General features: G+C 69.9%; 25 protein-coding genes, 1 tRNA gene and 1 pseudogene. 18 read left to right on the forward strand and 9 right to left on the reverse strand.

The annotated features are described in order from the left end of the window. Nucleotides 1–100 precede the first annotated feature (100 nt). From OV207_RS31765 to OV207_RS31775, 3 genes are all read left to right on the forward strand, one after another. On the forward strand, nucleotides 101–349 hold the full coding sequence (locus OV207_RS31765) for an RNA polymerase sigma factor region1.1 domain-containing protein (RefSeq protein WP_193348463.1): 249 nt from the start codon (nucleotides 101–103) through the stop codon (nucleotides 347–349). Nucleotides 350–433: 84 nt separating this feature from the next. After that, nucleotides 434–1,030 (forward strand): nucleotide exchange factor GrpE, encoded by a 597-nt coding sequence (locus tag OV207_RS31770; protein ID WP_267558756.1) that lies wholly within the window; start codon nucleotides 434–436, stop codon nucleotides 1,028–1,030. A gap of 102 nt (nucleotides 1,031–1,132) precedes the next feature. After that, nucleotides 1,133–2,665: a trypsin-like peptidase domain-containing protein gene (locus tag OV207_RS31775; protein WP_267558757.1), complete on the forward strand. Its 1,533-nt coding sequence runs from the start codon at nucleotides 1,133–1,135 to the stop codon at nucleotides 2,663–2,665. A gap of 31 nt (nucleotides 2,666–2,696) precedes the next feature. On the opposite strand, the gene OV207_RS31780 is transcribed toward OV207_RS31775, so the two are convergent. Next, entirely contained in the window at nucleotides 2,697–3,335 is a 639-nt protein-coding gene (locus OV207_RS31780) for a DUF6066 family protein (RefSeq protein ID WP_193348466.1), read from the reverse strand. Between the two features lie 188 nt (nucleotides 3,336–3,523). Here OV207_RS31780 and OV207_RS31785 point away from each other — a divergent pair, with 188 nt between their 5' ends. After that, a complete protein-coding gene (locus tag OV207_RS31785; protein ID WP_193348467.1) occupies nucleotides 3,524–3,883 on the forward strand; it encodes a PilZ domain-containing protein in 360 nt (119 codons plus the stop codon). A 79-nt stretch (nucleotides 3,884–3,962) separates the two neighbouring features. Here the strand turns inward: OV207_RS31785 and OV207_RS31790 are convergent, their stop codons facing one another. Beyond that, nucleotides 3,963–5,513, reverse strand: a complete 1,551-nt coding sequence (locus OV207_RS31790) for a Glu/Leu/Phe/Val family dehydrogenase (RefSeq protein WP_267558758.1) — start codon at nucleotides 5,511–5,513, stop codon at nucleotides 3,963–3,965. A 301-nt stretch (nucleotides 5,514–5,814) separates the two neighbouring features. Between OV207_RS31790 and OV207_RS31795 the strand changes: the two genes are divergently transcribed. The 3 genes and pseudogenes from OV207_RS31795 to OV207_RS31805 all read left to right on the forward strand — a co-directional run bounded on the left by OV207_RS31795 (nucleotide 5,815) and on the right by OV207_RS31805 (nucleotide 7,490). Beyond that, nucleotides 5,815–5,890 (forward strand) — tRNA-Thr (locus OV207_RS31795). A 69-nt stretch (nucleotides 5,891–5,959) separates the two neighbouring features. Further along, nucleotides 5,960–6,523 carry a hypothetical protein gene (locus OV207_RS31800; protein WP_267558759.1) on the forward strand — a complete coding sequence of 188 codons (564 nt, stop codon included), beginning with the start codon at nucleotides 5,960–5,962 and terminating at the stop codon, nucleotides 6,521–6,523. A gap of 222 nt (nucleotides 6,524–6,745) precedes the next feature. Continuing rightward, a pseudogene (locus OV207_RS31805) lies at nucleotides 6,746–7,490 on the forward strand (IS5 family transposase). Nucleotides 7,491–7,725: 235 nt separating this feature from the next. Here the strand turns inward: OV207_RS31805 and OV207_RS31810 are convergent. The 7 genes from OV207_RS31810 to OV207_RS31840 all read right to left on the reverse strand — a co-directional run bounded on the left by OV207_RS31810 (nucleotide 7,726) and on the right by OV207_RS31840 (nucleotide 12,170). Beyond that, complete coding sequence (locus OV207_RS31810; RefSeq protein ID WP_267558760.1) at nucleotides 7,726–8,106, reverse strand: YgaP-like transmembrane domain; 381 nt, start codon at nucleotides 8,104–8,106, stop codon at nucleotides 7,726–7,728. Between the two features lie 119 nt (nucleotides 8,107–8,225). After that, entirely contained in the window at nucleotides 8,226–9,002 is a 777-nt protein-coding gene (locus OV207_RS31815) for an MBL fold metallo-hydrolase (RefSeq protein ID WP_267558761.1), read from the reverse strand. A 35-nt stretch (nucleotides 9,003–9,037) separates the two neighbouring features. Next, nucleotides 9,038–9,493, reverse strand: a complete 456-nt coding sequence (locus OV207_RS31820; RefSeq protein WP_267558762.1) for a beta-lactamase hydrolase domain-containing protein — start codon at nucleotides 9,491–9,493, stop codon at nucleotides 9,038–9,040. A gap of 108 nt (nucleotides 9,494–9,601) precedes the next feature. Then, a complete protein-coding gene (locus OV207_RS31825; RefSeq protein WP_267558763.1) occupies nucleotides 9,602–10,225 on the reverse strand; it encodes a class I SAM-dependent methyltransferase in 624 nt (207 codons plus the stop codon). A gap of 28 nt (nucleotides 10,226–10,253) precedes the next feature. Beyond that, entirely contained in the window at nucleotides 10,254–11,090 is an 837-nt protein-coding gene (locus tag OV207_RS31830) for a sulfite exporter TauE/SafE family protein (RefSeq protein ID WP_267558764.1), read from the reverse strand. Between the two features lie 19 nt (nucleotides 11,091–11,109). After that, complete coding sequence (locus OV207_RS31835) at nucleotides 11,110–11,436, reverse strand: rhodanese-like domain-containing protein (protein WP_267558765.1); 327 nt, start codon at nucleotides 11,434–11,436, stop codon at nucleotides 11,110–11,112. A 32-nt stretch (nucleotides 11,437–11,468) separates the two neighbouring features. Next, nucleotides 11,469–12,170 carry an MBL fold metallo-hydrolase gene (locus OV207_RS31840; RefSeq protein WP_267558766.1) on the reverse strand — a complete coding sequence of 234 codons (702 nt, stop codon included), beginning with the start codon at nucleotides 12,168–12,170 and terminating at the stop codon, nucleotides 11,469–11,471. Between the two features lie 234 nt (nucleotides 12,171–12,404). Between OV207_RS31840 and OV207_RS31845 the strand changes: the two genes are divergently transcribed. The 11 genes from OV207_RS31845 to OV207_RS31895 all read left to right on the forward strand — a co-directional run bounded on the left by OV207_RS31845 (nucleotide 12,405) and on the right by OV207_RS31895 (nucleotide 21,209). Continuing rightward, entirely contained in the window at nucleotides 12,405–12,872 is a 468-nt protein-coding gene (locus tag OV207_RS31845) for a carbonic anhydrase family protein (RefSeq protein ID WP_267558845.1), read from the forward strand. Between the two features lie 180 nt (nucleotides 12,873–13,052). Then, the gene (locus tag OV207_RS31850; protein ID WP_267558767.1) at nucleotides 13,053–13,478 is read left to right on the forward strand and encodes a YeeE/YedE family protein; all 426 of its coding nucleotides are present in this window, start codon (nucleotides 13,053–13,055) and stop codon (nucleotides 13,476–13,478) included. A gap of 12 nt (nucleotides 13,479–13,490) precedes the next feature. Beyond that, entirely contained in the window at nucleotides 13,491–13,952 is a 462-nt protein-coding gene (locus tag OV207_RS31855; protein WP_267558768.1) for a DUF6691 family protein, read from the forward strand. A 96-nt stretch (nucleotides 13,953–14,048) separates the two neighbouring features. After that, a complete protein-coding gene (locus OV207_RS31860) occupies nucleotides 14,049–14,678 on the forward strand; it encodes an ATP-binding protein (RefSeq protein ID WP_267558769.1) in 630 nt (209 codons plus the stop codon). Then, nucleotides 14,675–15,187 (forward strand): RNA polymerase sigma factor, encoded by a 513-nt coding sequence (locus tag OV207_RS31865; protein WP_267558770.1) that lies wholly within the window; start codon nucleotides 14,675–14,677, stop codon nucleotides 15,185–15,187. Before OV207_RS31860 ends, OV207_RS31865 begins: the two co-directional genes overlap by 4 nt. Beyond that, complete coding sequence (locus tag OV207_RS31870) at nucleotides 15,174–15,935, forward strand: anti-sigma factor family protein (protein WP_267558771.1); 762 nt, start codon at nucleotides 15,174–15,176, stop codon at nucleotides 15,933–15,935. Before OV207_RS31865 ends, OV207_RS31870 begins: the two co-directional genes overlap by 14 nt. A 100-nt stretch (nucleotides 15,936–16,035) precedes the next feature. Continuing rightward, entirely contained in the window at nucleotides 16,036–17,241 is a 1,206-nt protein-coding gene (locus OV207_RS31875) for a cytochrome c biogenesis protein CcdA (RefSeq protein ID WP_267558772.1), read from the forward strand. A gap of 161 nt (nucleotides 17,242–17,402) precedes the next feature. Next, nucleotides 17,403–17,756 carry a rhodanese-like domain-containing protein gene (locus OV207_RS31880; RefSeq protein WP_267558773.1) on the forward strand — a complete coding sequence of 118 codons (354 nt, stop codon included), beginning with the start codon at nucleotides 17,403–17,405 and terminating at the stop codon, nucleotides 17,754–17,756. A gap of 115 nt (nucleotides 17,757–17,871) precedes the next feature. Further along, nucleotides 17,872–19,482 (forward strand): bifunctional metallophosphatase/5'-nucleotidase, encoded by a 1,611-nt coding sequence (locus OV207_RS31885; RefSeq protein ID WP_267558774.1) that lies wholly within the window; start codon nucleotides 17,872–17,874, stop codon nucleotides 19,480–19,482. Nucleotides 19,483–19,517: 35 nt separating this feature from the next. Beyond that, entirely contained in the window at nucleotides 19,518–20,393 is an 876-nt protein-coding gene (locus OV207_RS31890; RefSeq protein ID WP_267558775.1) for a DoxX family membrane protein, read from the forward strand. 105 nt (nucleotides 20,394–20,498) lie between these two features. Beyond that, complete coding sequence (locus OV207_RS31895) at nucleotides 20,499–21,209, forward strand: MBL fold metallo-hydrolase (protein WP_267558776.1); 711 nt, start codon at nucleotides 20,499–20,501, stop codon at nucleotides 21,207–21,209. Nucleotides 21,210–21,333 lie beyond the last annotated feature (124 nt).

Raw genomic sequence — 21,333 nt, forward strand, 5'->3', positions numbered from 1 at the left:
GCTTGCCTGCCCTCCGGGCAGACCTTCGCCCACCGGATCCACCGCCAGCCTGCGGTGGCCGGTGGGCGAAATTACTTTTGGCAAACAAGGAGGCGTCGCCGTGGAGAACCGCATTGGGAAGAGCTACGTCGCGCGGAAGTCGTTGTTCGCCAAGGGCCTCAAGGAAGGCCGGCTCACGGTGCAGGAGATCGAGGAGGCGCTGCCCCCGGGGACGCTGACGGCCGCCGAGCGCTGGCTCCTCTACTACTCGCTCAGGGCCGCCCAGGTGGAGATCATCGACGAGGTGACGGGGCAGGTGGATCACGGCTTCATGGCCGAGGCCCCACCCGCGGCCCCTTCCAGTCACTAGGCGCGTTGACAGGGCCGCCCTCGCGGTTAGGTTCGCGCCGCGTATCGAGGTCCGCTCTTTCAACCCCCTGGTGCAGGTTCGACAATGGACGGCAAGCCCCGCAGCGACGAGACCCCGGAGACGCAGTCCCCCGCCAGCGAGGCGGGGGAGGCTTCTTCGACCGACTTCCCGGAGGACCGCGAGGCCGCATCGGACGGCGAGGTGGCGCGGCTCCAGACGGAGCTGGAGGCGGCCCGCCGCCGGGTGAACGAGCTGGCCCGGGCCTACCAGGACCTCAACAAGGACCGCGAGGAGTTCAAGCAGCGGCTGACGCGCGAGCGTGAGCGGATGATCGACGTGGAGCGCGGAAACGTCGCCGGCACGCTCCTGGAGGCCATCGACGAGCTGGACCTGGCGCTGGGCTCCAGCCAGCAGGACACGTCCCCCCTGGCCCAGGGGGTGCGGATGATCCGCGACAGCCTCCTGGCCAAGGCCCAGGCCACCGGCATCGAGCGGCTCCAGGTGGTCGGCCTTCCCTTCGACCCCAACGTGGCGGAGGCGGCGGACATGGAGATCACCCCCGTGCCGGAGGACGACCAGAAGGTCGTCGCCGAGTTCCGCGCGGGCTACCGCCTGAAGGACCGCGTCATCCGCCCCGCCCGGGTGAAGGTGGCCCGGTACGTGGCCCCGGCCCAGGCCTGAGCGGCCCGGCGCCCGGCGCCGGAGTCATCCACGGAGGCCCCCTTCCTGATCGCCAGCGCGTCGGGAAGGGTGGGGCCCTCCACGCTGTTGGGGCCTGACGCCATGGCCCGCCGTGTAAGCTGCCGCTCCGTGCCCGTCCGACTGTTCAGCGTTCTCTGCGTGTTGGCGCTCGCCCCGGTGGCGGAGGCCGCCGAGGATCCGCTCCTGCCCTGGCTCCAGGCCCGGGTGCGCGAACACACCGCCTTCTTCGCCGCCCCGCCACCGCCCTCCGCCGTGAGCGAGGGCACGGTGGGCCCCTCCGCCCTGTGGCGCGAGCGCGCGCCCGGGAGCGCGGGTGTCCCCCAGTTCGTCCCGCCCACGTCCCTGGCGCCGTTGATCCGCGCGGTGGAGGCGGGCGTCGTGAACATCACCACGGTGGGCCCCGGGGCGCTGCCGGGCGCGGTGAAGCGCTCCACCGGCTCCGGCTTCGTGCTGACGCCCGACGGGCTCGTCGTCACCAACAACCACGTGGTGGCCAACGCCCAGGGCCCGGTGGTGGCCCCGAAGGGCGGCGTCACCCCGAACAAGGGGGGCCCGCGCGAGGTGCCCGTCCAGCAGGTGTCCGTGCGGCTGGCGGACGGCCGCGAGTTCCCCGCGGAGGTGGTGGGCCGCGACGCGTCCACGGACGTGGCGCTCCTGCGCCTGAGCGGCGCGGGGCTGGGGACGCTGCCGGCGGTGTTCCTGGGGGACTCGGACGTGCTGGAGGTGGGGGACTGGGTGGTGGCCATCGGCAACCCGTTCGGCCTGGACCACTCGGTGGCGCACGGGATGATCTCCGCGAAGGAGCGCGTGCTGGGCGTGGGCCAGTTCGACGACTTCATCCAGACGGACGCGCTCATCAACCCCGGCAACTCCGGCGGCCCGCTCTTCAACATGCGCGGCGAGGTGATTGGCGTGAACACCGCCATCATCAGCGAGGGCCAGGGCATCGGCTTCGCGGTGCCCATCAACCTGGTGAAGGACCTGCTGCCCAACCTGCGGGAGAACGGCAAGCTGGAGCGCGGGTGGCTGGGCGTCGTCATCAACGAGGACGGCCAGCACTCCACCACCACGGCGCCGGTGGTGAAGGACGTCTACCGGGGCAGCCCCGCCGCCGCCGCGAACATCCGCCCCGGGGACCGGTTGGTGGCGGTGAACGGCCGGCCCATCGGCAGCTACCTCCAACTGCTGCGCAAGGTGGCGCTCCTGGCCCCGGGCACGGAGGCGAAGCTGACGCTCCTGCGCGAGGGCGGCACCCAGGAGGTCGCGGTGCGGCTGGTGGCGCGCCCGGCGCAGGAGGCCACCGAGGGCCTGGCCAACCGGGGCGGCAGCACCACGAACGACCTGGGGCTCGTCCTGCGCGACCTGACGCCGGAGGTGGCCGCGCCCCTGGGCTACGACGCCTTCGTGGGCGCGCTGGTGTCCGGCATCGTCCCGCGCAGCGCGGCGGAGCAGTCCGGCCTGCGCGCCGGCGACGTCATCACCGAGGTGAACCGTCGCCGGGTGAAGGACGCCGCCGGGGTGAAGGCCGCCCTGGAGCGGGGCAGCGCGGGGGCCAGCATCCTCCTGCGCGTCCAGCGGGGCGACGCGCTCCAGTACATCGCCATCGCCCGCTGAAGCGGTGGGGCCCGCCAGGGGCCCCCCACGCCTACTTCGAGCCGGCGGCGTCCTTGCCGTTGAGCCACAGGCCCATGTGTCCGCCGCTGCGGCCCTCGGTGAGGAGCACGCTCTCCACGCGGGCGTTCACGCCGTAGATCTTCCCGCCGCCCTTCTTGGGCATGGACCACACGCTCTGCGGCGTGAAGACGACCTGCGCGCGCACGCCCCGCGTGGAGAACAGCCGGCTGAAGACGCCGCCGTTCCACCCGTCCGGCGCCGTGCCGCTCACCGTGAGGTAGTTCATCAGCGGGTTGCCCTGGGCGTCCGTCTTCTTGGGCGCGCCGTGGGTGAGCGCGTACTTCCCGCCCCCGAAGAAGGGCGTGATGTTGATGGTGTAGTCGTTGGTGCCGGGGTTGTAGTCGCCCGCGGACAGCATGGTGGCGTCGTCCTCGGTGATGATCATGTACAGCTTCTTGCCCGTGTACTTCTTGCGGAAGGCCTCCGCGTTGGCCTTGCACTGAGGGTCCACGAAGGCCCCGTCGCACTCGCCCACGTACTTCTCCAGGAAGGCCCCCAGGCCGCCCAGGGGCTCGGACTCGTCGCGCAGCTTCGCGAAGCGCTTGTCCACGTCAGCCAGGGCGAGCGTGGGCACAAGGAGGGCAAAGGCGACGGCCAGGAAGCGGTTCACGGGCGGAGACTCCAGAAGAAGAGGGGGATGACGACCGGGGGATGCTGCCACTTTCGGCCGCGCCGGGGGCAGGGCTTTCCCATGGGTGGGGCGCAGTGGGGTGGGGTGGATGTAGGTAGATAAGTTGCCTACATGTAGCCACCATGTAGTTTGTCCCTGTCACCCCCTGTTTCGGAGGCACCCCCGCCATGAACACCCAGCCGCAGGAACGCCGCACCCACCTCCGATTCGACAAGATCTTCACCGTGTACCTGTCCACGCAGGACGGGATGATGCGGGGGATTGGCCGCAACATCAGCGCGCGGGGCATGTTCATCGAGGTGCGCGACTCGCTGGGGCTGGGCGAGAAGCTGAAGGTGACGTTCGCGGGCGAGGACGGCACGGAGATGACGTGCCTGTGCGAGGTGCGCTACCAGGTGGCGCTGGCCTTCGGGCGCAAGGATGGGCGTCCGGGCAACAGCCGTGGCGTGGGCCTGCGCATCGTGGCGTACGAGACGATGGACGACGCGCCGCTGCTCCTGGTGGACCGCGAGCGGGTGATGCACTGAAAGACCGCGGGGCACGGCCCTTCCCCTGCGAAGCGGGAAGACACCGTGCCCCGGGCGTGGGACGTCAGCTGCGCTGGGACTACTGCGAGAAGCCTTCGAGCAGGTAGTGCGCTTCGATGCGCTTGAGCGCGAGGATCATCGCGGCGCAGCGGCTGTCCACGTTCTTGCCGATGCAGTACGGGCGGCTGTCGTGCATCTCCGTCTTGCGCGGCTGGTTGCGCGAGATGTCGCGGATGATGCGGTAGTTGCGCTTCATGGCGCGCTCGAGGCGCTGATCGACCTCCGCCTCGCTCCAGCGCTCCATGCGCTTGTTCTGGATCCACTCGTAGTAGCTGACCGTCACGCCGCCGGCGTTGGCGATGATGTCCGGGATGAGCTCGATGCCGCGCTTCTGCAGGACGCGGTCGGCCTCCGGGGTGGTGGGGCCGTTGGCGCCCTCGGCGATGAGCTTCACCTTGAGGCGCTCGGCGACCTCGGCGGTGATTTCGCCACCCAGGGCGGCGGGGACGAGGATGTCCGCCTGCACGTCCCAGAGGTCCTTCTTCTCGATGCGCTGGGCGCCGGGGAACCCGATGACGGAGCGCTTGAGGTTCTTCGGGTCGGCCACGTAGGCGGCCAGCGCGTTCACGTCGATGCCGTCGCCGTTGAAGATGGAGCCGTCAGCGTCGTTCACCGCGAGCAGGCGCGCGCCCATGTTGCCCAGGATGATGGCGGCGTGGCTGCCCACGTTGCCAAAGCCCTGGAGGACGAACGTCTTGCCCTTCACGCTCTCGCCGCGGTCGGCGTAGTAGTCCTCGATGCAGAACGCGACGCCCTGGCCGGTGGCCTTGCCGCGGCCTTCCGAACCGCCGATGCGCACGTCCTTGCCGGTGACGATGCCGCGCAGGTTGTGGCGCTCGCGCTCACCGTCGGAGAACTGGCGGTAGAGCAGCGCCATGATCTCCGGGTTCGTGCCCACGTCCGGCGCCGGGATGTCGATGTTCGGCCCGATGAGGCTCTTGAGCCGGTACATGAAGCGCAGGGTGATGGCCTGGATCTCCTCGCGGCCGTACTCGCGGGGATCGATCTGGATGCCGCCCTTGCCGCCGCCGAAGGGAACCTCCGCGATGGCGGTCTTCCAGGTCATCTCCGCGGCGAGCGCCTTGAAGAGGTCCAGGGACACTTCGCGGTGGTAGCGCAGGCCGCCCTTGTAGGGGCCACGGGCCTGGTTGTGCTGGACGCGGTAGGCCTTGAAGCGCTGCGACTCACCGGGGACCAGCTGGTAGACGAGCCCGTCCGGCAGGCGCAGGTGGCCGTGGCGGATGGCGACGTCGGAGCCCAGCAGCGCGCGGCCGTTGAGGATGATGTTGCCGTTGGCCAGGCGCTCCAGGCCCTCGGTGTTGCGCACCTGCGTGACGGACAGGTCGGCGAAGGACTTGGCCTCCTCGGGCAGCAGGGGGACGAGCCGGTCCTTGAGCTTCGCGGTGACGTAGAAGATGTGCTCGTAGTCGGGCTCCTCGAGCTCCAGACGCACCCGCTTGTCCAGGCCGATGAGATCCGCCGCGAAGTGGAAGATCTCCATCGCCTCCGTGTAGATGGTGCGCTTGGGCGTAGGGGCCGGGGCGCGCATGAAAGTCTCTTCGCTGGCCATGATGGAACGTGCTCCTTGAGGGCCCTTCCTGAGTGGGGGCCGCAGGGGAAAGCGGGGCCCTTATGTGCACAGGCTCCACAGGGGGTCAACCGCTGCGGAGATCGTCAATTCTCCAAATAGTGGAGAAAAGACGCGCACTTAGCCGACGCGTTGTGTCACCCCGCCGGATGCGCCGTGTCATGGATGTCAGGGCTTCTGGATGGAAGAAGCGGCGGTGACTTCAGGTGGGCGAGCGGTGGGCGAGATTCTGCTTGCGGGGCCCGGAACCGGATGGTACTTACGCGCCGCTTTCAGCCGTCGCGCCGACATAGCTCAGTTGGTAGAGCAACTGATTCGTAATCAGTAGGTCTCCGGTTCAAATCCGGATGTCGGCTCCAAAAGAAGAAGGCCGGTTGCCCCCAGGGCAGCCGGCCTTTTTTGTTTCCAGGCGTGGCCTGGAGGTCCGCATGCGGCTGCCGTGGTGGGTGCTGTGCCTGCTCTGGGCGCTGGTGGGGTGCGGTGGGGCAGCGCGGGTCATCCGGATCGAGACGGGCGCGGGTTCTCCGCCCATCGTCCATGTTCCCCGCGCGGAAGGTGCCGCCGGAGCAATTGAGCTGGATGACGACGCGGTGCGGTCGGCGGTGGCGCGGTGGGCTCGGACCCTTTCCCTGTCCGTGCATCCCCAGGAGGCGGCCCGACGCCTGTTCGAGGTGGATCCCCGGAGCGGGTCGTATCTCTTCGACGTGCGCAGCCGACGGATGATCCCGCTGGGGCTTGGCGAGCACCTGACGGCCGAGGTGTCCCATGCGGATGCGGAGCTGACGCGTGCCTATCTGCGCTGGTGCGTGCGGACGGGGCGCCAGGGTGACTGTCTGGGGTTGTTGGCGGAGGGGCCCACGCTCACAGGGGATGCGCGCTTCACGCTGGCCATGGCCCTGGCGAGGGGCGCGGTGTTGGAGGCGCTCTGGGACGCCGTCAAGGACACCAGGAAACGTGCAGCGGTTTGGACCCGAGTCCTTACACAATGCTGAGAACGTCATCCCCCTGGATGAGGCATTGCATAGGCGAGTGAGTTCGTTCTGCTCCACGAAACAGCCTGAACTCATTGGTACTTCACGCCTCACGGTGCGTTAGGGGCTGTCCCTGATCTCCGGCCCGAAAATCAACCTGGCGGATCAAACACCCGAGTTGGACCTGGCGTCCGAAGGCATCCGGAGGTTGCCAGCCAGCATCGGACGTGATCAACGCTGGCTGTGCGCCGACATGAGCTGAGCGATGCCGAGTGGAGCCGCATCGAGCCCCTGCTGGGCTCGCGCAGCGGCCCGCCCTCGAAGCGAGGTGACCGCGACTTCATCAACGCCGTCATCTGGCGAGTGAAGACGGGAGTGCAGTGGCGGGACCTGCCCGAGAGGTTCGGCCACTGGAAGACGGTCTACAACCGCTTCCACCGCTGGGCGAAAACCGGGCGCTGGGAAGCCATCTTCAAAGCGCTGCGGCTGGACGTGGATGAGCTCGGCTCCCTCGCTGACGCTTCCGTCGTCCGAGCGCACCAGGACGCCTCGGGCGGAAAAGGGGGGTCCGAAGAAATGCTCTGGGGCGTTCTCGAGGAGGTTTTCAACGAAGGTTCACGCCGTCACAACGACGGGCGGTAAGCCGCTCCACCTCGTGCTGACGCCAGGCCAGCAGCATGAGTCCACGATGGCCGAGGAACTGCTGGTGCACGCCGGGGGCGAGGCCTTCATCGCGGACACGGGCTATGACGCCGAGCGCATTCGCGCCAACGCCCAGAAGGTGGGGATGAAGCCCGTCATCCATCCCCATCCCAGCCGCAAGCAGCCTCCAGCGCTGGACCGAACCCTCTATCGGCTTCGCTACCGGGTGGAGTGCTCCTTCCACGACCTCAAGCGCTTTCGCGCCGCCGCGACCCGGTACGACAAGACGGCGAGCAGCTACCTCGCCGTCCTGCACGTCGCCTCCATGCTTCTCTGGCTGCGTTAATCAGGGACAGCCCCTAGCTGATACCCGCCTGGAGCCCCTGGTTTTGAATCAGCCCGGATCGTGCAGGTGGCGGGGTTGACGGCCTGGGTCGCCGCATCCTGTCGCTGCATCCGGCCAGGCGGCGGAGCTTGGCGTGGGTCGCCAGTCGGTCCAGCACGTCAAGACGTCATGAAGGTCGGTGCTCAAGAGGCTCCGGGAACTGAGCGCAGGCCATCGAAGTCTCCCCGGAGGGCCTTCAACGCCGCCTTCTCCGTGTCGATCTCCCCCGCGTCCGCAGCCCGAGGCGCCGGAAGAGGGGAAGCGGTGGGCACCAGCCCTGGAGGCCATGTTGGAGGAGGAAGCTCGCCACCACGCCGGTAAGCAGGAGCCATTTGCGGTTGACGGTGACGCCCAGCAGCAGGCTCAGGAGGGCGAGCGAGGAGGCGTTCACTTCCAGGGCTCGCTCCATGTCCCACTCGCACTCCAGCTCCGCCAGGCGGAGGGTGATGCTCGCCTTCGGCTGTTCGGAGTAATGCGCCACGCGCTCGGCAATCTCCTGGTCGCGTTCGCGGTTGGTCGCCGCCGGGCTGCTCCGGCGGACGAGGTCATCGCTCGGTTGGGTGGCAGGCGTCGTCATGGTGGACCTCCGAGGATGTACACCTGCTGCGAAGCTGCGCCCTTTGGGTTGCCCATGCCAGCCTGGGGGTGCCCGCTCGCTTGCTCCTGGCACCGGCGCACGCCGAGTCTTCCTGGCCCTCAGGCGTTCCCGTCCGGAGCCGGCACGCCCTGCGCCGACTTCCCCCCGAGTTCATGGAGCTGCTCCACCGCCTCCGGGGCACAATCCCCACACTGGCGGTTGGCGGGCACGGCGATGTCGATCTTCTTTGGGTAGGCGAGCTTGAGGTTCGCCATGATGGAGATGAACTCCTCGCGCGCCTTGCCGCTGCCGAGGCGAGGGTTGCGCTCACGCTCCTGCGCGACGGTCGAGACGTGGCGGTGCTGGTAGTCATGCGCCGGGTACACGAGGGTGTCGTCCGGCAGCGAGAAGAGCTTTTCGTGGATGGAGCGATACAGCGCCGCGGAGTCGCCGCTCTGGAAGTCCGTCCGGCCGCAGCCGTCAATCAGGAGGGCGTCCCCGGTGAAGACGCGCATGACGCCCGGTAGCTCGACGAGGTAACTGTGGTGCGTGTCGGTGTGGCCCGGTGTGAAGCGCGGCTGGAAGCGGAGGCTCCCCACGCCGAACGGCTGCCCCTCCTCGACACCGACGTCCCTGCACGACACCTGCTCCATAGCCGGGAGCGCGATCTTGCACCCGGTGAGGTTGCGCAGCCGGCACGCGGAGGTGATGTGGTCCGCGTGGATGTGCGTCTCCAGGACGTACGCGAGCTTCAGTTGCAGCCGCTGGAGCAGCTCGAGGTCCCGGTCGACCGTCTCCAGCACCGGGTCGAGCAGCACGGCCTGGCCCGTCTCCGGACAGCCGAAGAGATAGGTGTAGGTGGAGGACTCGGGCTCGAAGAGCTGGCGGAAGATCATGAGGAAGCTCCTTTCGCGGGTATGAGGTCCAGGGTTCAGCGCTGCCCCTCGCCGTCGACGTGCTGCCGGAAAAGCGACTTCGCCTGCTTGTTGAGCTCGAAGCCGAGCCGCTCGGCCCTGGCGATGGCGTCGTCACCGGAGAGTCCCTCGGCCCGGGCGACATGCATCAGGGTGAAGAGCCCCGCGCGACGTCCCGAGGCGCAGTGCACCACCGTGGGCGCAGGAAGGTGTGCCACCTCCTCGTCGAACTTCCTGGCGACCTCGGCTCCGAGGTTCGAGGGGGAAACCGGCACGTGCCGGTACTGGAGGCCATGCCGGCGGGCCACCTCGCCCTCTTCATCCGGTGAGAGGGCCTGGCCCTCCTCCTCCGCGGTACGCAGATTGACGAGGCTACGGAACCCCTCCGCAGCGAGTGCTTCGACCCGGTCACGCGTTGGCGGCGACATCTCCACGGTAAATCGCTCGCTTACCTTGATGCGCTCCGCTGTCATGGTGCCTCCTGGGAAACGATGGATTCTTCAGGCTGCGCATGCCGTCCACTCCCAACAAGGCAGCGGACGGGAACTGTCGGGCAGAGCGCGAGGCGCTTGCCCTCGGGCTCAGGTGGGCTTGCGCCCGACGAGCTGCACCACGGCGGCCGGACCGGTGTGCAGCGTGCCCTCGCGCACCTCGCGCGTCATCTCCCGCAGCACCGGCAGTTCCAGCCCCGCGAAGTCCTCGCGGAGGGCTTCGGCTGTGTAGAGAAGCTCCGTGACGGGCGGGCCACCCGTGCGGAAACCCAGCTGGGCGGGTGTGTAGGCTTCGAGGAGGACGATGCCTCCGGGCCGCAGGCTCCGCACCAGGGACTGGTGCACCTTGCGCCGCAACGCGGGGGGCAGGTGGCAGAAGATGGCGACGGCCGCATCCCACGCCTCAGGCGCGAAGGTGAAGTCGGCCAGGTCGCTCACGATGGTTTCGATGAAGACGCCGCGCTCGGCGGCCAGACGCTGCGATTTCTGGAGCCCCACGCGGGAGGCGTCCACGGCGGTGACGGCGTGGCCCAGGGAGGCGAGGTAGACGGAGTTGCGGCCCTCGCCTTCACCGAGGCTCAGCACGCGCCCGCCGGGCGGCAGGCGCGGGGCCATGTCCACGAGGAAGTCGTTGGGCTGGGTGCCATAGACGTACGCCTCGCTGCTGAAGCGTGCATCCCATTGGGTGCCGGCATTCGGGTGCTGCTCGGCCATGGTGCTCCTCCTCGAATCTCGAAGGCCTTCAACGTGTGTGCGGTGCCGCGGAGGTTGTAGGCGTCGCGGGCTCCCCACCCCCTTGCGCCAACGCTTCCCGGTTCTTGAAGAAGATGAAGACGCCCATCACAACGAGGAAGACGGAGAAGGCCCGCTTGAGGGCCGCCTGCGAGACGTAATGGGAGGCCCAGGTGCCGATGAGAATGCCCGCCACGGCGATGGCCGTGAAGATGCCGAGGTAGAGCCAGGGCACCTCGACGTGGCCGAGGTAGCCGGCGAACCCCACGAAGGAGTTGAGGGCGATGACGAGCAGGCTGGTGCCCACCGCCTGCTTCATGGGCAGGCCCACCAGGAGCACCAGCGCCGGGACGATGAGGAAGCCACCGCCCACTCCGACAAGGCCCGTGAGTCCGCCCACGCCGAGGGCGGCCAGGGCCATGACGGCGAAGGGGGCCTTGTGGGGCTCGGGCGCGTGCGCGGGCTCCTTGCGCGCCGCGAGCGCTGCCTCCTTCCGGCCATTGCGGAACATGAAGAAGGCGGCCACGAGCATCACCGTGGCGAAGAGCAGCAACTGCGCGGCGCCGGAGACGAAGGCGGACAGGCGCGCTCCGGCGTAGGTGCCCGCCATGGCCACCGAGCCGAAGACGAGGGCCGCCCGGAGCTGGACGTTGCCCTTACGCCAGTGGCTCGCCGCGCCGAAGAGGCTGGTGACGCCCACCACGGCCAGTCCCATGGCAATGGACTCCTTGGCCCCGAAGCCCAGGACGTACACGAGGATGGGGACGGTGATGATGGAGCCGCCGCCGCCGAGCAGGCCGAGCGACAGGCCAATGAGGGCCGCGAGGGAGAAGCCGATGATGGGCATGGTGTCCGTTCTGGCGCGCTCAGCCCTGGGGTTGGGCAGCGAGCGCCTCGCGCACGGCGAGCATTCCGCCCGCCAGGTTGTAGAGGTGCTTGAAGCCACTGCGGGCGAGCGCCTGCGCCGCCTTCGCGGGGCGTCCGCCCGAGCGGCAGATGAGCAGCAGCGGCTGTTCGCGCGGCCACGAGGCGGAAGCCGCCTCCAGCGTGCCCAGCGGGACGAGCTCCGCCCCGGGCAGGTGGCCCAGGGGACCGGTGTACTCATCCGGCTCGCGCACGTCGATGCGCCGCACCTCGGGGCCGAGCGTGTCGAGCTGCGAGGGAATGATGTCCTGGTAGGGGTGTGGAGTCATGGTCGGGCCTCCTTGGGAACAGGGCAGGGCGCTCAGGCTCCCTGCGGTGAGGGCGCCACGTGTCCGCAGGCGCGGTTGGCGGGGACGGCAACGTCGAGCTTCTTGGGCTTGGGCAAATTGAGGTGTTCCATGATGTGGATGAACTCCTCACGGTTCTTGCCGGCCACGCGCGGGTTGTGCCGCTTCTCCTCGGCGATGCTCGTCACGGTGCGGCCCTTGTAGTCGTGGCCGGGGTAGACGAGCGTCTCGTCGGGAAGGCTGAAGAGGACGCGGGTGATGGAGTCATGGAGCTGGGCCGCGTCGCCGTTCTGGAAGTCGGTGCGGCCGTTGCCGCGCACGAGCAGGGCGTCCCCAGTGAAGACACGGTCGCCGAGCAGGTAGCTGATGCTGTCGTCCGTGTGCCCCGGGGTGGCGAGCACCTGGAAGACGAGTTCCCCGACGCGCACCTCGTCCCCGTGGCGCACCTGGAGGTTGGCGCAGGCGGCGCCGCCCACGCCCCCCACCACCGTGGCCTGCGTGCGCTCTCGCAGCACGCCCGACGCGGTGACGTGGTCGGCGTGCACGTGGGTGTCGAAGACGTGGGTGAGCGTGAGGTCCAGCTCGCTCACCAGTTGCAGGTCTCGGTCGACCTGCTCCAGCACGGGGTCGATGAGGACGGCCTGGCGCGTGGTCTCGTCACCGATGAGGTAGGTGTACGTCGAAGACTCGGTATCGAAAAGCTGACGGAAAATCATCTCGAAGCCTCCTGTCGGTGAGAGCCAGGGGGTCGGAAAAAGGATTCAGGGTCTTCCCGCTTCTCACCTTGCTCACGACAGAAGTAGGCAGAGCGGCCGGGGGAGTGGGGGGACGCCGCTTCGCTCCAGCAGCCATGTGGCGGTGGCGCCACCGCCCGGGAACTCGAAATGGGCTTGGCCGTGTCTGCCCGCGCATGACGAATCATTCCCGTTCATTCCGAGGATCCCTCGGGACTGTGCCGGCTCGCGCAGTTCCACTTCCACACGCCCAGCGAGCACACCGTCGACGGCGTGAGCTACCCGCTGGAGCTGCACCTGGACGCCAGAGGCAGGCCCGCGGTGGTGGTGGGCGTCCTCGCCAAGGAGGGCACCCACCCTCTTGCGGCGCTGGAGCCCGCCTTCCAGCACCTCCCGACGCACACGGACGAGCACTCCAGGCTGCCCGGTGTCACCGTGAACGCCGCGAACCTCCTGCCGGCCGAGCGGAGCTTCTTCCACTACCCGGGCTCACTGACCACGCCTCCGTGCACCGAGGGCATCCAGTGGTACGTGTTGAGCACGCCCATCCAGCTGCCGCAGGCGCGGATTGACGCCTACCGCGTCCTCGCCCACCTCAACCCCTCGAACCGGCCCTTGCAGCCCCGGAACGCACGCCCCGTCACCCTGATCCGGGTGGCGGGCACGGGCTCGCCCGCTCGCTAGCGGATGGCTCCGTGAATCCTCGGGAGCACTTCCTGGCTCCTACTCTTCATCATGGACTCTTTCTGGATGGTGTTGGCCTTCGTCGTGCTCTGGGTCCTGCTCCAGATGACAAGGACGGCCCGTCGAAGCGCGGCTGCTGAGCGGGCGAATCCTCTTTCTGGAGTCTGGCTCTAAAAGAACATGACTTCTTCCATTCTCCCTCCGCTCCTGGGCGGGGCGCTCATCGGGCTGAGTGCCTCATTCCTCTTGCTGGCCAACGGCCGGGTGGCTGGCATCAGCGGCGTCGTGGGCTCGCTGCTGGCCCCCGTGCGCGGCGACATCGCCTGGCGCGTGCTCTTCTTTGGCGGGCTGCTCAGCGGCGGCCTGCTGCTGGCGTGGCTGCGCCCCGGCTCCTTCGCGGCCCCGGCGCCCCTGGGCATGGGTGGGGGGGCGCTGCTGGTGGCAGCGGGGCTGCTCGTGGGCTTCGGCTCGCGGCTGGGCAACGGCTGCACCAGCGGGCATGGCGTCTGCGGCATCAGCCGGGGCTCGGCCCGCTCCCTCGCGGCCACGCTGACCTTCATGGCCACCGGCGTCCTCACCGTCTTCCTCGCCCGCCACGCCTTCTAGAGAGAGTCCTCCATGCGTCCCTCCATCAGTGCGTTTCTCAGCGGCCTCATCTTCGCCGTCGGCCTGGGCATCAGCGGCATGACGGATCCAGTCAACGTCCTGGGCTTCCTCGACATCGCCGGGGACTGGGACTACCGGCTCGCGTTCGTCATGGGGGGGGCCATCGCCGTGCACGCGGCGCTGCGGCCCCTCATCCACAGGCGGGAGCGGCCCCTCTTCGCCCCGAAGTTCCCCTCGCTCTCCGCCAGCGGGGTGGACCGCAAGCTCCTCGTGGGCGCGGGCCTCTTCGGCGTGGGCTGGGGGCTGGGCGGCTACTGCCCCGGTCCCGCGCTCACCTCGCTCGCCAGCGGTGCGACACAGCTGTTCGTCTTCGTGCCCGCCATGTTCGCCGGCATGTACCTCGCCCAGGTGCTGCAAGCGCGGCGCAGCGTGAGCGCGGGGACGCCGGGCCTGGGCGCGACGCCCGCTCCGTAGCCCTGGCCTCTCGGACCGCCCGCATGGGGCCGGCGACACCGAAGGAGGATGACCCACTCACGAGCCGCGCTGGCGGCCAGATGGAGAGCGGCTGGATTGCGACTCGCGCGGACGAAGAACCTGCTGTGGGCCTATGGACTGGTCGTGGCGCTCGGCATCGCCTTTGGCGTGCTCGCCCTCGGTCAGCTCCGCGCCACCACGGGCCAGCTCGAAGAGGTGGTCTCCGGCCACGCGGAGCGCGTCATCCTGGCGGTGGCCCTGACGGTGCTGCTCGTGCGCAGCCGGTCGCGGCTCGAGCAGTCCCACCGACGCCTCGAGGACATCAACCGGGACCTGGACGCCTTCGCCGGGCGGATTGCTCATGACCTGCGCAACATCCTCGCCCCGGTTTCGTTGCAGGCCGCCACGCTGCGGCTCCAGGCGACGGACGCCGCCGCGGTGGAGAAAGCCGCCGACAGGCTCCAGCGCATGGCGAAGCGCTCGGAGGGCTTGATAGAGGCCCTGCTGGCCTTCGCTCGCGCTGCCCAGCCGCAGACGGGAATTGGTCTCGCCACGGTCCAGCGCATCGTGCAGGCGCACCACGGCTCCGTCTCCGTCCGCTCCGAGGCAGGCCGTGGGGCGACCTTCACGGTGCGCCTGCCGCTGCGGGAGGAGGGGGCCTCCATCGCCTTGGCGCCCTGCCCCGGGAACTTTTCTCCACCGTCGCCGTGTCTGGGGGAGACGTGAGCAGCCGCGCCTTCATCGAACGTGCCCTGGAGCACCTGCCCGCCCTGCGACGGGTCGGCCGCCGGCTGACGGGCAGCCCGGCGGAGGCGGATGACCTCGTGCAGGACACGGTCGCGCGGGCCCTGGAGCAGCGTGGCGAGCTGCGCGATCCGGAGCGGCTCAAGGGCTGGCTGCTCGCCGTGCAGCGCACCGTGTTCCTCAACTCCCGCCGGGGGCTGCGTCCCCGCCTGGAGGTGCTGGAGGGCGGGATGGGCAGGGAGTCCCCCGCCGGGGACCTGGAGGCGGAGTTGCACGCCCGCACGCTCAGCTCCGCAATGAAGGCGGCGCTGGAGTCGCTGTGCCCGGAGTGGCGCGATGCGCTGTGGCTGCGGGAAGTGGAAGAGTTGAGCTACGAGGAGATCGCCCAGGTCCAGGGCTGCCCGGTGGGCACCGTGCGCTCGCGCCTCGCGAGGGCGAGGCTGGCGATGTTCGACTTCCTCGAAAAGGAGAAGGCACATGGAAGCCTGTAGCCCGGAGTGGCAGGAGCGTCTCTCCGCGTGGTTCGACGGGGAGGCCGAGGAGCCGGAGCGGCAGGCGGTGGCGCACCACCTGTCCGGGTGCGCGGGCTGTGCCCGGGAGGCGGCCCGCTATGCCCCGCTGCGCCAGGAGCTGAGGGCCCGGGCCGCCGCAGAGACGCACGTGCCGCCCGCGCTGACGGAGCGTGTCGCCCGGCTGGCGCCGCCCCCGCGTCCGGCCTTCCGGAGGCGGCGGCTGACGGCGAGCTTGGCCGCGGCGCTCGCGTCCGTGGGCGTCCTCTGGACGTCCTGGCCCAGCGGCATGAATGACGCGCTGGCGATGGACCTTGAGCGGCACCACCTCAAGGCCTTCTCGCGCACCACCCCCTGCGAGTTCGAGTCCTCGGACCCGGCCGCGGTGAAGGCCTGGGTGGAGCGGGAGCTGGGCTACGCGGTGGAGGTGCCGGTGGTGCCCGGCGCCACGTTGCTGGGCGCCCGCCGCTGCAAGCTGCATGGTCAGCTCTCTGCCTCCCTTCTATACCGGCACGAGGGCGGCAAGGCGATGACGCTCTTCCTGCCGCCGCCGGGCTCGCCCGCGGCGCGGGAGGCGGCGAGCTTCGCCGGAGAGGAGACGCGCTGCACGCAGGGTCCCGTGGGCGAGCGCATCTGCGTGGCGCCGCGTGGGGGCGAGCAGGCCGCGCTGGCCGTCTCTGAAATGGAGACGTCGGTGCTCCTGGACGCGCTGGCCCGCCTCTCTCCCTGAAGAACGCGGGGCCGGGAACTTTCGAAAGCTTCGGCCGTGTCCACTTCCGCATGAGCGATTGTCATCGGCGGCCGTGCCGCCCCGGCGCGGGAGGCGTGCGATGAGTCTCGGCCTTCCCGGCATCTTCCTCGCGGGCCTGCTGACGTTCCTGTCGCCCTGCGTCCTCCCGCTCGTTCCGCTCTACCTGTCCTTCCTCGCGGGCGAGTCCGTGTCCCGGCTGAAGGAGGCGGGCCGTGGCGTGCGGCGGCCCTGGGGCGTGGCACTGGCGTTCTCGCTGGGGCTCGGCACCGTGTTCGTCGCGCTGGGAATGGCGGCCACCGCCGTGGGTGGAGCGCTCGCGGAGTACCGGAGCTGGCTCCTCCATCTCGGAGGGCTCGCGCTCTTCCTGCTGGGGCTCAAGCAGCTCGGGCTCATCCGGATTCCATGGCTGGAGGGAGAGTCGCGGCCCCTGCTCGGGCGGGTACGGCGGGGTGGCAACCTCCTGGGAGGCTTCTTCTTCGGAGCGGCCTTCGCCCTGGGGTGGACGCCGTGCATCGGGCCGGTGCTCGGTGCGGTGCTCACCTATACCGCCTCCTCCACGTCGGAGCCCGCCATGGGGGCGCTCTACCTCGGCACCTATGCGGCGGGACTGTCCGCTCCGCTGTTGCTCGTGGCCACCGCCGCGCCGCTGGCACTGCGCTGGCTGGAGCGCGCGAAGCGCCACCTGCGCAAGGTCGAGGTCGCCACGGGCGTGCTGCTGGCCGGGTTGGGGGTGCTGCTCTTCACCGACTCGCTCGGACTGCTCGTGCCTCCCACGGAGGCGGTGGAGACTTCCGTGGCCGTGGCGAAGGCCCGCGCGTCGTCCGTGGCGGGGGCGGCGTGCACCACCGAATCCGGTGGAGAGGGCGCGTGCGCACTGCCGGAGGAGGGCTTCGTCCCGCCCATCAGCGGCCCGTCCGCACTGGACCGCCTCGAGCGCCCGACGATGGTGGAGTTCGTGAGCCGCAGCTGTCCTGTCTGCCAGCGGATGGAGCCCGTGGTGGCCCTGGCCGAGCAGCATTGCACGGGAGCGGGCGTGGAGGTCCTCCACCTCGACGTCGGGACGGCCGAGGGACGGCAGGCCGCCGCCCGTCACGGCATCCGCGGCGTTCCGACATTCGTCTTCCTGGACGGCGCGGGCCAGGAGGTGGCGCGCCGCGTGGGTGAGCAGTCCCTGACCTCCCTCCGTGACGGACTGGAGTCCATCACGGGTGTCCGTTGTGCCGGGATCTTCTCCCCTGGCGCCCCTGGACTCCCGCCGCGAAGCGACGCTGGCGCGGACTCCTGAGTCCCGCTTCACGCCGGAGCTGATCGCGCCTGGATGCCCGGGAGAGGCTGGGCCGCCGTGCACCGAGGGCGCTGAATCCTTTGCCCGCCTCCATGGCTCTCACCGCGCTGCACCTCACTTCCCGGGGCCCATGGGCTTCCGGTGCCGGTTGGAGCCGCGCCATGAAGGTCGTTCTCGTCGTCGCCGCCGTATTCGTCGGTCTGTTCCTCGTCTCCTGTGCGCGCCAGCGGCCCGCCGGGGCGGCGGCCGGGCCCGAGGCCCGCCGCAGGGTGGAGGCGGGCGCCACGCTGGTGGATGTGCGCACGCCGGAGGAGTTCGCCGCTGGGCACCTGCCTGGCGCGGTGAACATCCCAGTGGATGAGCTGCCACAGCGGCTCGGAGAGCTCGGCTCGCCGGAGAGGCCCCTGGTCATCTACTGCCGCAGTGGCGCGCGTAGCACCCGCGCCGAGCTCCTGCTGAAGGAGCGTGGCTTCGAGCAGGTCTTCAACCTCGGCCCCATGTCGGCCTGGGAGTGACGCGAGGGGAGCGGCCAGGGGGGCAACCACCGCTGAGCTGCCGTCCGGGAACTTCACGCGGCGCACCTCGTGTCCCCTCCGCTGTCTCTTTCCACTCCTCGCAAGGTGCTCCACGATGACCCGTCTCCTCTCCCTGCTCGGCGCGCTGCTCGCCCTGGCCTCCGGCTGTGCTTCGCCGAGGCCCGTGGTCACTGGCGCGGGGGCCGCCAGTGCTCCCGCTTCCAAGCGCAAGCAGCTCACCGTCCTCTACGTGGCGGACCTGCACGCGCAGCTGCGCGCCCACCCCGAGCTCTTCTGGCGCGACGGCAAGGAGCGCATCGAGGAGGCGGGAGGCTTTGCCAGGGTGGCCGCCGCCATCCAGCGGATTCGGGCCGAGCGCGGTGGTGACGTGCTGGTGCTCGACGCGGGAGACACGATTCAGGGCTCGGGCGCGGCGGCGCTCACCGAGGGCGGCGCCCTCATCGAGCCGCTCAATGCGCTCGGGCTGGACGGGGCGGTCCCCGGCAACTGGGAGGTGGTGTACGGCCCCAAGGTGCTGCGCCAGCGCGCCGGTGAGCTGAAGCATCCGCTCTTCGCCGCCAACCTGCGCGATGCGGCCAGCGGTGAACGTCTCTTCCCGCCGTACCTGGTGAAGGAGGTGGGCGGAGTGAGGGTGGCCGTCGTCGGCTTCACGGACCCGGACGTCCCGCGCCGTCAGCCCCCGGCTTACAGCCAGGGCTTGCGCTACGACGGCCCGGAGGAACTGCCGGCGCTGGTGCGCGAGGTGCGCGAGCGCGAGGGCGCCCAGGTGGTGCTGCTGATGACGCACGTGGGGCTCGCCAAGGCGGTGGGGCTCGCCGCCCGGGTACCCGGCGTGGACGCTCACCTGTCCAGCGACACGCACGAGCGCACCTATACGCCGATTGAGCAGGCCGGTAGCTGGGTGGTGGAGCCCGGCGCCTTCGGCTCCTTCCTCGGCCGGTTGGATTTGTGGGTGGAGGAGGGGAGGGTGGTGGACCGCCGCTGGGAACTCATCGAGCTGACCGCCTCGCGCTTTCCCGAGGACCCGAAGGTGGCCCGGTTGGTGGACGCCGCGCTCGCTCCGCACGAGGCGAAGCTGTCCGCCCCGGTGGGCCACACCGGCGTGACGCTCGCGCGCTACGCGGTCGTGGAGAACCCGCTGGACAATGTGCTGGCCGACGCCATCCGCGCCGCCGGAGGAACGGAGATTGGCCTCTCCAACGGCTTCCGCTTCGGCACGCCGCTGCTGCCCGGGCCGGTGCGCGAGGCGGACCTGTGGAACTTCTTCCCCATCGTCAACAAGCTGAAGACGGGCAAGGTGAGTGGCCGCCAGCTTCGTGCCTTCTGGGAGCAGGAACTGGAGAACGTCTTCGCGAAGGACCCGGAGAAGCGCTTTGGCGGGTGGCTGCCGCGCCCCTCGGGAATGACGCTGCGCTTCCGCGCCGACGCACCCAAGGGGCAGCGCCTCCTCACCCTGGAAGTCGGTGGCGAGCCGGTGGAGGACGAGCGCCTCTACACGGTGACGGCCTGCGAGCGGGAAGGGGATGCCCCCGACATGGTCTGCCGCATCCCCGGCATCCAGGAGCCGCGCGTGCTGGACGTGGATGCGCATGAAGCGGTGCGCCGCTTCCTGGCCGGCAAGCCGCGGCTGCACGACTCGCTGGAGGGCCGCGCGGTGGGCGAGGACCTTCCGGCCGTGCTGCGCACCCAGCAGGTCCAGCAGTGAGCTCCATCCCCTCCAACCGCACGAATGACACTCGAATGAAGCTTCACTGTCCCAGGCTTCGCGCCGTCACGCAGCTCGCCTTCCGTACCCTCTTCAGCCTCATCTTCCTCGCCGCTGGCGCGAAGCATCTGCTCGCTCCTGATGCCATCGTGGGGCGCCTGGTGGAGGCCCCGGGGGCCGCCCTCGTCAGCGCGCTGGCCTCTCCCAAGCTCCTCGTCGTGCTGAGCGGTGCGGTGCTGCTGCTCGGCGGGCTGGCGCTCCTCACCGGGACGCTGACGCGCTGGGCCGCCGTCGCGCTCTTCGCCGTCCTGGTCCCCATCACCCTCACCGTGCAGGTGGGAGCCGCCGAGGGCATGGGGCCGCTTTTCAAGAACGTGGCCCTCCTGGGCGGACTGCTGCACTGGGCCGTGGAGGGTGGGGGCGCCTTCAGCGTCGATGCGTGGCTGAGCACGCACCCGCGACTCCGGCTGCCCCTGGTGGGGGCGGTGGGCGTCCTGACCGTGGCCCTGGCGCTACCGGCGCTCGCGGCGCGGCCACCTGCCCCCGGAGCTTCGGCCAGGCGCGGCGCGGACGCCACGGAGCGGGTGCTCTTCCTCGTGCAGCAGCCGCCACAGCTCAAGGCCGCGCTGGCCACCGGCCAGCAGTCGCTCGCCGGGCGCGGCTTTCCCGCGCGCGAGGTGGAGGTGCTGGTGTGCGGGCCCGCAATCACTTCACTCCTCGCGGGGGACGTCATGGAAGCCCGTCTTGCCGAGGCGAAGCAGGCCGGCATCCGGGTGGTCGCGTGCGGACTCACCCTGACAGAGAAGGGGATTGCCCCGGACAAGCTGTCCCCCTCCGTGGAGGTGGTGGAGAACGGCCTCGTGGAGGCCCTCCAGCGTCAGGCCGAGGGCTTTCGCTCGGTGGAGCTCTAGCCGCCAGGGGCATTCTAGGTGCGCGGGAACTCCCGCTCCAGTTCCTCGTGTCCTCCAGGCGCAGGCGCTGTCTCAACGCAGACTCGTTTCAGGAAGGAACCTCCGATGATCTTCCGGCAACTCTTCGACTCCGAGTCCTCCACCTACACGTACCTGCTGGCGGATGAGCAGACGCGGGAGGCGCTTCTCATCGATCCGGTGCTCGAGCAGGTGGAGCGAGACGTCAAGCTGCTCGCCGAGCTGGGGCTCACCCTACGCTATGTGCTGGAGACGCACGTACACGCCGACCACGTGACGGCGGCGGGCCTGCTGCGCCAGCGGACCGGAGCGCGGGTGGCCGCGAGTCGGCTGGGGGCGCCTTGCGTCGACCTCCGGCTGTCGCATGGCGACACGCTCGAGATGGGGGAGGTGCGCGTCGAGGTGCTCGAGACGCCCGGCCACACCGATGACAGCCTGTGCTTCCGCGTGGGCGACAGCGTCTTCACCGGCGACACGCTGCTGGTGCGCTCCGCCGGTCGGACGGACTTCCAGAATGGGAGCGCGAGCGCGCTCTACGACTCCATCACCCGGGTTCTCTTCTCCCTGCCCGGCGGCATCCGCGTGTACGCGGGCCATGACTACAAGGGACACGGGGTCAGCACCATCGACGAGGAGAAGCGCCACAACGCGCGCGCAGCGGGCAGGAGCCGCGAGGACTTCGTCCACCTGATGAACAACCTCAACCTGCCGCCGCCCAAGAAGCTGGCCCAGGCCGTGCCCGCCAACCTCGCGTGTGGCGTGGCCGAGCCGGCGCGGGCGCCTGCGGCGATGGCCTGACACGAAACCGAGCTGGAGGAGCGCTTGGCCCGGGTGCCCGTTACCCGGGCCAAGCGCTCCTCCGGATGGAACCGAGAACACGAAATGACCACACCTCTTGCCGCACCCGCCTCCACCACCGTCG

This window comes from Corallococcus sp. BB11-1 (genome assembly GCF_026626625.1).
In the GTDB taxonomy this organism is placed as follows: domain Bacteria; phylum Myxococcota; class Myxococcia; order Myxococcales; family Myxococcaceae; genus Corallococcus; species Corallococcus soli.

Coding starts and splice junctions, on each gene's coding strand:
- OV207_RS31825 (WP_267558763.1), bottom strand. CDS start 10,225: ATGGCCGAGCAGCACCCGAATGCCGGCACCCAATGGGATGCACGCTTC.
- OV207_RS31885 (WP_267558774.1), top strand. CDS start 17,872: ATGACCCGTCTCCTCTCCCTGCTCGGCGCGCTGCTCGCCCTGGCCTCC.
- OV207_RS31890 (WP_267558775.1), top strand. CDS start 19,518: ATGAAGCTTCACTGTCCCAGGCTTCGCGCCGTCACGCAGCTCGCCTTC.
- OV207_RS31810 (WP_267558760.1), bottom strand. CDS start 8,106: ATGACGACGCCTGCCACCCAACCGAGCGATGACCTCGTCCGCCGGAGC.
- OV207_RS31800 (WP_267558759.1), top strand. CDS start 5,960: ATGCGGCTGCCGTGGTGGGTGCTGTGCCTGCTCTGGGCGCTGGTGGGG.
- OV207_RS31820 (WP_267558762.1), bottom strand. CDS start 9,493: ATGACAGCGGAGCGCATCAAGGTAAGCGAGCGATTTACCGTGGAGATG.
- OV207_RS31775 (WP_267558757.1), top strand. CDS start 1,133: ATGGCCCGCCGTGTAAGCTGCCGCTCCGTGCCCGTCCGACTGTTCAGC.
- OV207_RS31815 (WP_267558761.1), bottom strand. CDS start 9,002: ATGATCTTCCGCCAGCTCTTCGAGCCCGAGTCCTCCACCTACACCTAT.
- OV207_RS31850 (WP_267558767.1), top strand. CDS start 13,053: ATGACTTCTTCCATTCTCCCTCCGCTCCTGGGCGGGGCGCTCATCGGG.
- OV207_RS31770 (WP_267558756.1), top strand. CDS start 434: ATGGACGGCAAGCCCCGCAGCGACGAGACCCCGGAGACGCAGTCCCCC.
- OV207_RS31880 (WP_267558773.1), top strand. CDS start 17,403: ATGAAGGTCGTTCTCGTCGTCGCCGCCGTATTCGTCGGTCTGTTCCTC.
- OV207_RS31790 (WP_267558758.1), bottom strand. CDS start 5,513: ATGGCCAGCGAAGAGACTTTCATGCGCGCCCCGGCCCCTACGCCCAAG.
- OV207_RS31785 (WP_193348467.1), top strand. CDS start 3,524: ATGAACACCCAGCCGCAGGAACGCCGCACCCACCTCCGATTCGACAAG.
- OV207_RS31835 (WP_267558765.1), bottom strand. CDS start 11,436: ATGACTCCACACCCCTACCAGGACATCATTCCCTCGCAGCTCGACACG.
- OV207_RS31870 (WP_267558771.1), top strand. CDS start 15,174: ATGGAAGCCTGTAGCCCGGAGTGGCAGGAGCGTCTCTCCGCGTGGTTC.
- OV207_RS31875 (WP_267558772.1), top strand. CDS start 16,036: ATGAGTCTCGGCCTTCCCGGCATCTTCCTCGCGGGCCTGCTGACGTTC.
- OV207_RS31855 (WP_267558768.1), top strand. CDS start 13,491: ATGCGTCCCTCCATCAGTGCGTTTCTCAGCGGCCTCATCTTCGCCGTC.
- OV207_RS31840 (WP_267558766.1), bottom strand. CDS start 12,170: ATGATTTTCCGTCAGCTTTTCGATACCGAGTCTTCGACGTACACCTAC.
- OV207_RS31830 (WP_267558764.1), bottom strand. CDS start 11,090: ATGCCCATCATCGGCTTCTCCCTCGCGGCCCTCATTGGCCTGTCGCTC.
- OV207_RS31895 (WP_267558776.1), top strand. CDS start 20,499: ATGATCTTCCGGCAACTCTTCGACTCCGAGTCCTCCACCTACACGTAC.